The organism is Paenibacillus sp. 32352, assembly GCF_002042965.1.
GTDB classification, from domain to species: Bacteria; Bacillota; Bacilli; order Paenibacillales; family NBRC-103111; genus Paenibacillus_S; species Paenibacillus_S vulneris.
Window position 1 is genome coordinate 297,172 of sequence record NZ_MZNT01000009.1, and the last position, 13,096, is coordinate 310,267.

Genomic DNA, 13,096 nt, shown 5'->3' on the forward strand with positions numbered 1-13,096 from the left:
CCATGTTAGGTTTTTCGATTCAAAGCCCTGTATTTCTTGGAAAAGCAAGCAAGGACAGTCCCAACGATCTGATCGCCCATTATGACCGGGTGGAGCATTTGCTGGATGCGCTCAAGTCGAGCGGAGTCGGCTCTATCGAAATCCGGATTCTCCCGCGGGGAGCGGACGAGTGGGCCTATCGCGATCTGATCCAGACGATATGGGATATCGGGCTTCAGGTGACGATTCACGGACACGTAGCGGGGGAGCATCCAGGCTCCCGGTTCGCGGAAATTTATCCTTCGATGAGCTATGTGCTGAAGCATTTTCACAAGTATCAGGACAGCCTGACGATGGCGCTGCACGCCTTCGATGCCAAGACGGGCTCGGAGGAGGAGCTTCACCGCCAAACGGTTGAGCTGCTGCGCGATTGGGTCGGCATGATTGACGCCGAGCAGCTTCCGCTTCGCATCGGCATTGAGAATAACCGCAAAAAATCGAGCAAGGTTGACCCCGGCGATTCAATCGAGGGTGTCCTCCGAATCGTGAACGAGGTGAACAGCCCTCATGTCGGCATTACATGGGATATGGGCCATTTCTACTCGAATCTGCTGGATGTCCGCGGCTTGAAGGAGCTGCCGGAGGAGCCGCTGCTGGACCTGCCTCCCGCGGAATTCCTACAAAAGGCTATCCATACGCATATTCACGGCATGGGAGCTACAGGGACCCATAATCCTCTGACACGCAGGAACAGCCTTCCTCTGGAGCATTATGTATCCGCCCTTCAGCAAGCGGGGTATCAAGGGATTTATAACCTGGAGCTCACGATGAACAAATTCGATCAAGACCAGTCGCTGTGCGCGCATGTCCTTGATTCGGTCAGACGACTGCAGGCGGCAGCATTACTCGAATCGACAACATAACAGCCATGGACTGTAAAGGGGTGTAAGTGGTGAACAATATCGAATATTCAGGCACGTCGGCTCCCAAGTACTCGATGACCCGCGCCGTCAATCTGGTAAAAGGCTTTTTCACGAATCCGTTATATTTGATCAGTACCATCGCCATTCTGTTTCTTGGCTACACTATTGTCATTCCCATGTGGGAAATTGTATCGCACACCTTTACATGGCATCCCGAGGACATTCGATCGAATCCGGGAGCCGTGCCGGGTGAACTGACGCTGAATCACTGGCTTCACGTGCTGTACAGCGATATCAGTCAATCGATCTTTTACAAGCCGTTATTGAACTCCTTCAATATCGCCGTATTCGTCTCGATCTTCTCGATGATCATCGGTGGCGGCCTGGCGTGGCTAGTAACCCGGACGGATCTTCCGTACAAAAAGGCCTGGGCGTTCCTGGCCATTATTCCTTACATGCTGCCGTCCTGGATCAAGTCGTTCGCCTGGCTGATCGTGTTCAAGAATGACCGGGTCGGCGGGACGCAGGGGATGCTCCAGTACGTCTTCGGCATCAACCCTCCGGATTGGATATCGTATGGCTTTCTGCCGATCTCCATCGTGCTCGTTGCCCACTACTACACGTTCTTTTATCTGCTTATCGCGGTATCGCTCAGCTCGATCAACAGCAGCCTGGAGGAGACCGCCGATATATTGGGAGCAAGCCGGTTTACGATTCTCAGAAAAATTACGTTTCCGCTGGTGCTTCCGGCTATTTTGTCCGCATTGATTCTAACGTTCTCCAAAAGTATGGGCACGTTCGGTGCGGCTGCATTTCTTGGTCTTCCGGTCAAATACTACACGATCGCTACGATGCTTTACGGCAGCATGAAGAACCGGATGATCTCCGACGCATACGTCTTGAGCTTGATCCTGATCATCATCTCGTCGTTGACTATCTATTTCAACCAGAGGGCTATCGGCAAGCGCAAAAGCTACGCGACGATCGGGGGCAAGGATTCGAGGAAAAATCTGAATCCGCTCGGTCGCTGGAAAATTCCGGCCGTCGCCGCCGTCTTCCTGTTCATGTTCTCTGCGGGCATCTTCCCGCTGCTGCTTCTCTTATGGCAGACCTTCATGCTGCAGGACGGAAATTACAGTCTCAGCAACCTGACCACACACTATTGGTTCGGGGATTCGGACTTCTCCATCGCCTCCGGCGAGGTCGGAATTTTGAAGAGCGACACGATCTGGCTGGGCTTAAAAAATTCTTTACAAATCGCATTGCTGGCAGCATCAATCGCGGCTATAATGGGTTTAATATTCGGATATGTCATCTCCAAAGGGAGGAAATCTCTTTCCGGAAAATTGGTAGAGCAGCTGTCCTTTATGCCTTACCTGATTCCAGGCATATCCTTCGCCGCCATTTATTTATCCATGTTCGCACAGCCGCACTTACTGCTTCCTGCCTTGTACGGAACCTTATCTATCGTCATTTTGATTACCATCGTCAAAGAGCTGCCGTTTGCAACCCGGTCGGGTACGAGCACTATGCTGCAGATCAGCGGCGAGCTGGAGGAAGCGGCCAAGCTGCACGGAGCCTCCTGGTTCCGGCGATTCTTCAATATCATGATGCCGCTGAGCCGCAAAGGCCTTATAAGCGCTTTCCTGCTCCTGTTTATCAGCGCCATGAAGGAGCTGGATCTGATCATCCTGCTCGTGACGCCGAAGACGAGTACCTTGACGACACTGACGTTCCGTTACGCGGAAAAGGGGTACCAGCAGTTTGCAGATGCCATCGTTATCATTATTATCGCAATTATATTGATTACGAATTTTGTTGCGACGAAATACGGCAAAGCCGATCTTTCGAAGGGCATAGGAGGATAATATGAGCGGAATCCAACTGAGCAAGATTAATAAATACTTCGACAACAATCATATACTGAAGGATCTGGATTTGTTTATCGAGGACGGCGATTTCATGACGCTGCTCGGGCCTTCCGGCTGCGGCAAGACGACGACCCTCCGCGTCATTACCGGATTGGAGAATCCGGAGGGCGGGATCCTAACGATCAACGGCAAGGAAATGGTCAACGGAGCCAAGGGCTATTATGCGCCCCCCTCCAAACGCGGCTTGAATCTTGTATTCCAAAGCTATGCTTTGTGGCCGCATATGACGGTCTTCGATAATGTGGCCTTCGGCCTCAGCATTAACAAAACGCCGAAAGCAGACATTCGCGGCAAGGTGGAAAGCGCGCTGGAGAAGATGCGGATCATCCAGTACAAGGACCGGTATCCGTCCGAGCTGTCCGGCGGTCAGCAGCAGCGGGTCGCCATTGCAAGGGCGATTGTGACCGAGCCGAGAATTTTGCTTCTCGATGAGCCTCTCTCCAATTTGGACGCGAAGCTGCGTCTCGAAATGAGAGCAGAGCTGAAACGGCTGCACCGCGAGTTGAAGACGACGATTATTTACGTGACTCACGATCAGGTAGAGGCATTGACCATGTCGACCAAGATCGCCATCTTTTTCGAGGGCAATCTCGTGCAGGTCGACACGCCAAGGAATATTTATCGTCATCCGGTCGATTTGCGGGTCGCGGATTTTATCGGCAATCCCAAGATCAATTTCATTGATGCCGACGCATCGTATCATAACGGCAATTTGATGGCGGATTCGGAGCTCGGCACCATGGTGATCCCCGGCGTTCAGCCTGTCTCGGGCAAGGCCGTACTGGCCGTATATCCTGAGGACATCCGCATATCGCCGGACAAAACCGATGGCGCGTTTCCTTTAAGCATCTATTCGGTCATGCCGGCCGGCTCGGAGACGCTGATTCAGCTGACGACCCGCGGAGACAATCTCCTGCTGGCGAAGGTGATCGGCGAGCTGGACTATCCCGTCGGCAAGACGGTGTGGGTAACCATCCCGCAGGAGAAGGTCAACGTGTACGACAAGGAGACGGGAAGACTGATTCCCCGAGCAAGCGATGCTGTGCCGAACAATGAACTGAAGCGTAATATTATTTAGAGAAACATAAATTACAGGGCTGGGAGAGAAAGACATTGACAATGGTAAGCGGAAGCGTATGGGAAATTACCCATTGGGAGCTGGTGCTCCGGATGATATTAGCCGTTGTATTGGGCGGTCTGATCGGAATAGAGAGGGAATACAGCAATCATGCAGCAGGGTTTCGTACCCATATTCTGGTTTGTGTCGGATCAGCGACGATCATGCTGCTGTCCATCTACGGCTTTTCCCAGTTTGTCAATGAAACGAATGTTCGTACGGACCCTGCCCGTCTGGCGGCACAGGTCATCAGCGGCATCGGCTTCCTGGGAGCAGGCGCTATTCTGCGCAACGGCAACATGATCAAGGGCTTGACGACAGCCGCTTCGGTATGGGTTGTGGCGGCCATCGGCCTGAGCGTGGGAGCGGGCTTCTACACAGGCGCATTCTTCTGTACCTTTCTCGTGCTGATCAGCTTGTTCTTGCTGAACAAATGGGAGAAGCATCTGATGAGAAACCGCAGATACCACGAGGTCGAGATCCAGATCATCGATAAGCCGGGGACGCTGGGCCGCATAGCCTCTATCTTCGGAGATCATGATGTGCAGATTGCCAACTTGAAAATGATGCCCGACGAGCATACGTCCAGCGACAGCTCCGCTTCGCCGCCCATGAACCTGCATTTTAGCCTGAAAATGAAAAAGCAGGAGCAGCTCGTCTCCGCTATGGAGCAGATTGCTGCTATGGACGTTGTTATTTCTTTGGAATCCCAGCTGCTTCAAGGCCTGAAAACGAATGGAAGTAAAGAAAATTCGCTTTCCATATAAAACAGACAGGGTGGCTGGAACATGTGAAAAAAATACTACTCATTTCCGATTTGGACGGAACCTTATTGAATCAAACGCATCAAATCAGTCCCGAGAATGAAAATGCCATCAGGCGGTTTAAGGAAATGGGCGGTCTGTTTACTTTAGCGACCGGACGGATGGAGGCTGCAGTAGAGCCCTTCATACAAAAGCTTGGTATCGACGTGCCCGTCATCCTATATAATGGAGCCAAGATTGTGGATCCGGTAACCAAAAAGGTGCTGTATGAAAAGCAGCTGACCATTCCACTTTCGTTATGGTCCCGATTCATGGCTTCCCTCACGGAGGCCGACGATATGGCGCTGCTAGTGTACCGGGACGGCCAAGTGTACGCACCGGTACGCAATGCGGTACTGGAAAAGCACGAGAAGAAGGACGGGGTCGTATGTCTGCCCTTCACTGACGACCTCATAGCCGGTCCCGTCACCAAGGTGATGATCATCAGCGACTCGGTCCAGCAGGCCAATGAGCTGGAGCAAGCCGTTCTGAACAGCGGTTTGCCCTGCGAGATGGTCTATTCGGAATCCAATTATTTGGAAATTTTGCCGCAGCATGCGACCAAAGGAACCGCTCTGGAAGAGCTGGTCAGGATACTGCAAATCGACCAGCCGTACACCATAGCGGTAGGTGACAACCTGAATGATCTGGCGATGATCCGGCAGGCCGATCTCGGCTATGCGGTTGAAAATGCCCACCCTCAATTGGCCGCCGCCGCTGATGCGGTGACCGTGCATCATGAACGGCATGCCATTGCCGCCATCATTGGAGATTATATCGAAAAGAGGAGAGAGCTGGCATGAGCTATGTGGAAACGGCAGGCAGAATAGCGAGAGAAGCGGGACGAATGATCCACTCCCGAATGGATACGGACTTCTCTACCGAGCAGAAGAGCTCCGTCTTCGATGTCGTCACGGAAGTGGATAAAGCCTCGGAGCAGCTCATAAGGCAGCGCTTGAAGGAAGCTTACCCGGAGCACGGTTTCCTTGGAGAGGAGGAATCGTTCGCTCATGCGGGAGAGCTGGAAGAGCGGTTGGAGCAGGCCAAGAAGGAGCCCTTCGTCTGGATCGTCGATCCAATTGATGGAACGAATAATTACGTGCAGGGCATCCCGGGCTTTACGGTTTCCATAGCGTTGGCTTGTTACGGTGAGCTTAGAGCCGGAGTCATTTACGATCCGTGCCGGGACGAAATCTTCTGGGCGGAGAAGGGAAAAGGCGCCTTTAGGAACGGCAGCCCAATAACGGTCTCGAATGCGGCAGAACTGGCGCAAACGGTAGTAGGGACCGGTTTCCCGTCCAAGGCGGCAAACCGGCAAGCGGTGATGACAAGCCTTCAGGAGATAGCCCCTCAATGCCGCTCCATCCGGTCGCTGGGCTCTGCAGCCCTGCATCTGGCGTATGTGGCTTCCGGCAAGCTGGGCGCGTTCTGGGAATACGGACTTAACGCGTGGGACGTTGCGGCAGGGGTGCTTATTATAGAAGAAGCCGGTGGAAGAGTCACGGATACTCTGGGGAATCCGTATCAATTGAGCGTGAAGCATATTGTCGGAAGCAACGGCAGCGTTCACGATGCGCTGTTAAAGCCGATGATTCCGCTGGGAATATAGCAAATGGGCCGGCCTGCTGGGAGCAGGCCGGTTTTTATAAATTTCGGGGCTCCCCGCAAAGTGGGGATGGAGTTTGTTGAAAAACCTGAAAATCTGAAAAATTTGCTTTGGTACCCCGGTGGGGTATCCCCTTCCGGTCACTGTTGTTCTCGGAAAATATGGATTATATTCGTTCCACAGCGGGTATTTTCCGAGAACAAAGGCGAACGCTCTCGCTCCTCCAAGGGATACCCCACCTATTACCTTTCGCATTTTTCTTTATGAACAGGCTTTTCAACAACCTGAAGCCCCAATTTGTGGGGCTATTTTTGTATTTATGTAGTAAGCCGCCGCTTGTTGCCAAATTTTATACTTTCATGTATCTTATACTATATTAATTATTTCCAAATTCCCCATCAAGAGGAATACAGCACAGAGAATATTGGAAGCGCTTTTAAGAATGGGGGCGATGACATTAATATCGTGTAATTCGTGCAATGCAAAATGAATTTATGAGGCAGATTACTCTTAAGGAGGAGCTACGACTTGATTAAAAAAATCTTAAGCAGCATGGCGTTAGGTAGTCTACTAGTAACTTCATCTTTCGTTGGTGCGGGCGGCACAGCGGAGGCGGCGGTGATCACTTCCATACCTAACTCGACTAAGGTGGAGAAAAACTATGACAGCAGCTTTTTAACGGTTCCCGGCTATGCATCTTTAGGAGTTAAGGATAGAAGCAGCTATATAGGAACCTCTTATTATCGTACGGTCAGCAATGGAAGAGAGTTTTTGCAAGCCATCTCGGATGCGAGCAGCGGCGCAGTCAAAGTTATTGAAATTACCGATGATATCCACCTAGGATGGACTGAATTAGCTCTCGATTCAACGGAAAGGTCTAAATACAGTTTTATTACAAAATACCCGAATCCATCGAACGGATTTACAAATCCGCTGTTAATCGAATCCGGAGTATCCAAATTAAGCATAGCTAATATAGATGGACTAACGATTTTCTCGACTTCAGGCAAATCTATTAAGCATGCCGAACTGAAATTACAGGCGTCCGTCAATGATATCGTAATAAGAAATCTCAATTTTGACGAGATGTGGCAGTGGGATGACTCCGGAAAGCATAAGGAAGTAGGCTGGTCCTTTATCAAGGTCAATGGCGCTAATAACGTGTGGATAGACCATTGCAAGTTTTCTATAGCGGCCGATGGAATGATAGATTTGGAGAATGGCGCATCCAACGTCACTTTTTCCTGGAATGAATTCGGACTAGCAGCTGATCCGAATCCAACGGTAAGCAGCTCTGTTTATCAATCTATCGATTATATGGAGCAAAAATATGCAGCAGGCACATTGGACCCGATAAACAGCGTTTATTATAAAATGCGTAATGAAGGCGCTACCAAAAATCAGATTATGGCTTATGCCGCATACCACTCGAAAGTTCATTTGTCAGGCTCCGGCGATAAAGATTATACGAACTACGTAGGTCCTAACGGCGTTGAAATTAAAGACGGGAATCAAAGAATTCGACTGACTTTAGCGTATAACAGCTATAAGAATGTCGGACAACGCTTGCCCATGATTCGTCAAGGCACCGGGCACATCTTCAATAACTATTTTGATAATTCCACTCATCAGAATGCGTTGGATAGCGTTGAGGCCATTGCAAAATATGGCGGAGATAAGTTATCGCGCGGAGTCAATGCAAGGAACGGTGCATCCATAGCGGCAGACACGAATGTATATAATGCATTTAATGAACCGCTGATTGGTGCCGAACGCCAAGGTGACGATACGGCTAATATGAACGCACCTTTTGACATGCTATTCCAAAATGCAATGAACCATAGTCTCATAGTCAATTCAACAGTAACCAACAGCAGCGGCACCTATACAGGCAGCAGTTGGGATAATAATGGCGATAATGCGTTTACCAAAGGAATAACCTGGTATGACAAATCTACTATCGGGAAATGGGCTTGGTCTTCTCATATCGACGGGGTAGAAAACATGAGTAAAATGAACCCGCCGACTACACCGTTTACGTTTACCTACCGGTATGACGAGCAATTGCCTTATGTTTATCAAACCTTCCCTCTGTCCAGCGTTGTATCGACAGTCAATCAAAACGCGGGAGTTTCCAAGATTACTCTCAGTAAGGAAGCCTGGCTCAAAACAAACTATAACACGGATGCCTATTCGACGATCGAAGCAGAAAATTACAACGACATGTCAGGCATTAAGGTTGAACCAAACTCTAAAGGCGGCCGGATTGTTGGAAATATTCATGAGGGGGATTACATCGGATTTCGTAATGTTCAATTTGGAACGACAGGACCAACCCAATTTGTTGCAAATGTGGCTTCCAAAAAAGAAGGAAACATTGAAATTAGATTGGATAGCCCGACAGGCACTTTAGTGGGCACTTGTCCGGTAACGGACACCGGCGGCTGGGATACGTGGGAGGCACAATCTTGTACCATCAACGGTCCTACAGGCACTCATGATGTTTATCTGAAGTTTACAGGAAAAAGAGGATTTATATTCAATATCGACTGGTTCAAGTTTATACAGTAACATAACAGCCAAACTAAGCCCCCGTAACCGTACGGGGGCTTTAGTTGTCAGAAGAATTAAACCTTTCTAAACCAGGCAAGGGCCAGCAACAGAAAATTCTAGTTTAGACGAACTTCACATGATATCTTTAGAGTACATCATAAACGATCTCGTTCGTAATTATTTACTACATGCTCACTTAAAATGGAGGTGCGAAACGATGAAGATGCTAAATGAAAATTCGCTTCCAATGGCGCAAGGTAACGCCGACGAGTCGCTGGATGCAGAAATCGGCCGTCTGGCACGCCTGATCCACACCTATACTCCTCATGACGGCACCTTTAGCCAGCGCATCCCCAGTTTGCACGTCTGTCGCTATTCACGAGTAAACGTTGACTGTGTGAGAACCTTCGACTCACCCTCTCTGTTAATCGTTGCACAAGGGGCAAAGGTCATCACTGTGGGGCAGGAGGTCTATCAGTTCGGCCGGGCGCATATGCTCATGTTCCCCGTTGCCCTGCCGATTGCTGTGAAGACTACACATGCCAGTTATTCCGAACCATTCCTGAGTGTTAAGCTGAACCTTGACCCGCAAAGGATTGCTGAGTTGGCACTGAAAGTATATCCCCAGGGCCTGCCTATCGTTCGTAATTGGAGCGCCGGTTACGTCATTAACGCCGACTTAGGCATGGTCAAAGCTGTGACGAGGCTAGTGGAGTGTCTCTCCAATCCCAGCGATGCTGAATTGCTTGCCCCTCTCGTGATGGATGAGATTTTGATACGAGTCCTGCGCAGCCCCTTCGGTGTTCATATCGCTGAAAGTTGTTTTGCGGATTCGGTCGTGCAGAGGGTTGTGAGGACGATTGCCTGGCTCCGCGACAACTTCTCCCAGCAGATGAAGGTTACAGACTTGGCCAAGATGGTACATATGAGCGAGTCCTCGTTTCACGAGCATTTTAAGGCAGTCACTTCAATGAGCCCGCTGCAATACCAAAAAGCGCTGCGCCTTCATGAAGCGAGGCGTCTGATGGTTTCCAACTCCATGGATGCGAACACCGCCTGCCGGCTGGTGGGGTATGTGAGCACCTCTCAATTTAGCCGGGATTACAGCCGTTTTTTCGGAAGCCCGCCAAGGAAGGACGTCGCCAGATTGCGTCAACAAACGCAAATGTCGGAATGACCATAACTGGGGAGAGCTCTGCATTCCTGCAACAGCCTTAATTGCCCGAGGCATTTACGGCCTCCTGCTATTCCTGTTCAGCCCGCGGCCGTAAGGCTTGGCGGGCTATCTTTTTTATCACCTGAATATAAGTCTTATCGGATGATCACACCTACAGATTAATCCATGAGCGGCCAGAGGTCAGGGTGTGTTCTGGAGGATTAGACAAGAAGTGACGAGGAACAGGCAAAGATCCGGGTGGGATGCAGACTATAATGGGTTTATTCTTGGGGCCGGCGGTTTTAATCGTTTTGCTCGCCGCGGGTGATCCAAGTAGATCTACAGCTCAACAACTTAAGGAGGGCTTCATTATGCGTATTTTTGTTACAGGGGCGACGGGCTTCATCGGTTCCGCCGTCGTCCGCGAACTTATCGATGCAGGGCATCAGGTAATCGGCCTTGCCCGCTCAGACAAGGCTGCCGAGTCGCTGACAGCAGTCGGGGCCGAGGTACACCGTGGTGCCCTCGACGACCTCGACAGCCTGCATAAGGGCGCTGCCGCAGCAGACGGCGTCATTCACTTAGGCTTCAAGACGGACTTCTCGGACTTCGCCGGTGCAGTCGCAACCGATCTGCGAGCCGTAGAGACGTTAGGTGCAGCGCTCGAGGGCTCCTACAAGCCATTCGTGTTCACCTCGGGAACTTTGTTGGTCGCATGGTCGACCCCACCGGGGCTACTCGGAACGGAAGAGATCGCGGTCAATGCCGAAGTGCCTCGGGGAGCAGCGGAGAACGCGGTGATCGCTCTGGCGGAGCGTGGAGTACGATCATCGGTCGTCCGTCTTGCACCGTCTGTACACGGCCCGGGCGATCATGGTTTCGTCCCGATGCTGATCGACCTTGCTCGCAACAAGGGCGTCTCCGCCTACATCGGCGACGGTTCCAACCGCTGGCCGGCCGTTCATCGCCTCGATGCGGCGCGCCTGTACCGCCTCGCCGTTGAATCTGCACCGGCCGGCTCACGGCTGCACGGGGTCGGCGAGGAAGGTGTGCCATTCCGTGACATCGCAGCCGCCATCGGCCGTCACCTAAACCTGCCAGTGGTCAGCATACCCCGCGAAGAGGCAGAAGCCCACTTCGGCTTTCTCGGCGCCTTCACGTCGTCCGACAACCCGATGTCGAGTGCGCTGACCCAGTCACGATTGGGCTGGCGGCCAATGCATCCCGCATTGATCCCGGATATCGAACAGGGACACTACTTCAATAACTGAACCCATTAACACTATCTGAGTCTAAGTGGAAGGAAGTCCGTTTGACGGTAGTTCAAAAAAATATCAGGGACCGTCTAGAACTTATTTTCCTGTTCTAGACGGTCCCTGATTTTATATTGGAGTCAGTGCGTAGCCATTTTCCCCAATAGAGTCAATCAAACGATTCAAGAAGGAATTTACTGGAGCACAAAGAATAGGAAGGGTATAACTCTCATCATAAAGGAGATTTCATCTTACCCATGAAGAAGAAAACATACGCTTTTAAATTAACCATTGCGCTAACAATAGCTGCTGTCGGTTTATCGGCTACGCCGGACATGACAAAAGCCAGTGCAGATAACAGGGCAGAGATGGGGGCGCTTCCGGCCATTTCCTCCGAAGCTATAACCGTACAAGTGGATGGCAGCCCGTTAGTGCTTGAACAGCCGCCGATCATTAGGAACGGAAGTACACTTGTTCCACTCCGAAGCATATTCGAAAGGCTGGGAGCGGAGGTTGAATGGGACGGCAATACCTCGACGGTGACGGCAAGGAAGGGCCAGAATGTCATTCGCCTTACGGTGGGATCGGGAACGGCTGCCTTGAATGAAAAGGAGATATTCCTAGAAGCTCCGCCTGTCATTGTTAATGGAAATACGATGGTCCCCGTTCGTTTTATCGCAGAGTCTCTTGGTGCAAAGGTCGATTGGGAGTCCGATACAAGAACGGTCCGGATCACACAGACCGAAGGAGGTGCGGCCAAGCCGCCAGTTTCACCCCAAGTATCCGTCGATAAGATCGTCACCGGCACCTTTACGTATCCTTGGTACAATCCGTTAAACAACGGCACGGCTGAAGTGACCAAACTCGATGACGGACGTTATCATCTGCATGTTTCGGTCGTTCACGGGTTCAGCCACAACTTAGGGGAGTTGGACTCCGACTTCACATATGACGGCGAAAACTTTGTATTTTCTGACCCCGAATACAGCAAGGTTACGATGACGTTTACGGAAAATTCCATTACTATCGATTATCCGGGCTATGGATTCGGAGGATTTAATGCCGAACCTAAAGGAACATTTTACCTGCATAATTCGGGTATTCATGATGCCCCTTTTCTAACGAAGCTGTACACCCGTTTACAACTTCCCGATGTGTATCGGAACGGCTTCTCCGATGTGTTTACCTATTATATAGACAGCACGAAGGTAGCACTGCTTGTCCGGTCCTACAGCACGATGGACCGCAACAAGGTCATTAGCGAGAATTTGGCCATCTATGATACGAACACGCAAACGATTGAGCCGCTTGGGGAAATCCAAAGCTATAACAAGCAGGAGCTTGGCAAAAAGCTTGCCGCTCTTTCCTTGAGCGAGGAATTCATATATGAGGTTCTGAACAAAGAGTACGCCGATCGCTTCATTGAATTGCAAATGGAGAGATTTGACAACGGGGACCTGACATTAGGCGACCTTGATCAGTTTCGGCTGACGGAGGAAGAAGCATTCTACATCGTTACGGGAGAAAAGAAGACAACCGCTGCCTCCCATAATGTCCGCGACCAGGATAACAACGGATCTATATATCGGTCGGAGGTTGATCATTCCGATGCTGATAGCGTCACAATCCATATATATGAGCTGGTTCGCCATAATCCTAACGACGAACATACCGCAACTATCGACTGGCTTGAAGTGAACCGCTCCAACGGCAGGGTGAAGAGTATCTTATTTGAATAAATGAACGACTCACTCAGAAGAGTTCAGAATGAGTCA

Annotated in this window: 10 protein-coding genes; all 10 read left to right on the forward strand. The window is 50.6% G+C overall.

What is annotated here, in order from left to right:
* Positions 1-2: 2 nt before the first annotated feature.
* The 10 genes from B1728_RS21760 to B1728_RS21805 all read left to right on the forward strand — a co-directional run bounded on the left by B1728_RS21760 (position 3) and on the right by B1728_RS21805 (position 13,060).
* Positions 3-902, forward strand: a complete 900-nt coding sequence (locus B1728_RS21760) for a sugar phosphate isomerase/epimerase family protein (protein ID WP_079912499.1) — start codon at positions 3-5, stop codon at positions 900-902.
* 29 nt (positions 903-931) lie between these two features.
* Entirely contained in the window at positions 932-2,770 is a 1,839-nt protein-coding gene (locus tag B1728_RS21765) for an ABC transporter permease (protein WP_256865453.1), read from the forward strand.
* A 1-nt stretch (position 2,771) separates the two neighbouring features.
* Positions 2,772-3,911: an ABC transporter ATP-binding protein gene (locus B1728_RS21770; protein WP_079912500.1), complete on the forward strand. Its 1,140-nt coding sequence runs from the start codon at positions 2,772-2,774 to the stop codon at positions 3,909-3,911.
* 41 nt (positions 3,912-3,952) lie between these two features.
* Positions 3,953-4,717 carry an MgtC/SapB family protein gene (locus B1728_RS21775; protein ID WP_179136148.1) on the forward strand — a complete coding sequence of 255 codons (765 nt, stop codon included), beginning with the start codon at positions 3,953-3,955 and terminating at the stop codon, positions 4,715-4,717.
* A gap of 23 nt (positions 4,718-4,740) precedes the next feature.
* Complete coding sequence (locus B1728_RS21780) at positions 4,741-5,556, forward strand: HAD family hydrolase (RefSeq protein ID WP_179136140.1); 816 nt, start codon at positions 4,741-4,743, stop codon at positions 5,554-5,556.
* The gene (locus B1728_RS21785) at positions 5,553-6,362 is read left to right on the forward strand and encodes an inositol monophosphatase family protein (protein WP_079912503.1); all 810 of its coding nucleotides are present in this window, start codon (positions 5,553-5,555) and stop codon (positions 6,360-6,362) included. The genes B1728_RS21780 and B1728_RS21785 overlap by 4 nt, the downstream gene beginning before the upstream one ends.
* 525 nt (positions 6,363-6,887) lie before the next feature.
* Entirely contained in the window at positions 6,888-8,930 is a 2,043-nt protein-coding gene (locus B1728_RS21790) for a carbohydrate-binding protein (RefSeq protein ID WP_079912504.1), read from the forward strand.
* A gap of 199 nt (positions 8,931-9,129) precedes the next feature.
* Positions 9,130-10,089: an AraC family transcriptional regulator gene (locus B1728_RS21795; RefSeq protein ID WP_079912505.1), complete on the forward strand. Its 960-nt coding sequence runs from the start codon at positions 9,130-9,132 to the stop codon at positions 10,087-10,089.
* A 350-nt stretch (positions 10,090-10,439) separates the two neighbouring features.
* On the forward strand, positions 10,440-11,339 hold the full coding sequence (locus tag B1728_RS21800) for an SDR family oxidoreductase (RefSeq protein ID WP_079912506.1): 900 nt from the start codon (positions 10,440-10,442) through the stop codon (positions 11,337-11,339).
* A gap of 239 nt (positions 11,340-11,578) precedes the next feature.
* Positions 11,579-13,060: a copper amine oxidase N-terminal domain-containing protein gene (locus tag B1728_RS21805; protein WP_079912507.1), complete on the forward strand. Its 1,482-nt coding sequence runs from the start codon at positions 11,579-11,581 to the stop codon at positions 13,058-13,060.
* Positions 13,061-13,096: the final 36 nt, after the last annotated feature.

What these genes read in the sequence shown, in the direction of transcription:
- B1728_RS21760 (WP_079912499.1), top strand. Translation starts at nt 3, where the DNA reads ATGTTAGGTTTTTCGATTCAAAGCCCTGTATTTCTTGGAAAAGCAAGC.
- B1728_RS21770 (WP_079912500.1), top strand. Translation starts at nt 2,772, where the DNA reads ATGAGCGGAATCCAACTGAGCAAGATTAATAAATACTTCGACAACAAT.
- B1728_RS21775 (WP_179136148.1), top strand. Translation starts at nt 3,953, where the DNA reads ATGGTAAGCGGAAGCGTATGGGAAATTACCCATTGGGAGCTGGTGCTC.
- B1728_RS21785 (WP_079912503.1), top strand. Translation starts at nt 5,553, where the DNA reads ATGAGCTATGTGGAAACGGCAGGCAGAATAGCGAGAGAAGCGGGACGA.
- B1728_RS21795 (WP_079912505.1), top strand. Translation starts at nt 9,130, where the DNA reads ATGAAGATGCTAAATGAAAATTCGCTTCCAATGGCGCAAGGTAACGCC.
- B1728_RS21800 (WP_079912506.1), top strand. Translation starts at nt 10,440, where the DNA reads ATGCGTATTTTTGTTACAGGGGCGACGGGCTTCATCGGTTCCGCCGTC.
- B1728_RS21805 (WP_079912507.1), top strand. Translation starts at nt 11,579, where the DNA reads ATGAAGAAGAAAACATACGCTTTTAAATTAACCATTGCGCTAACAATA.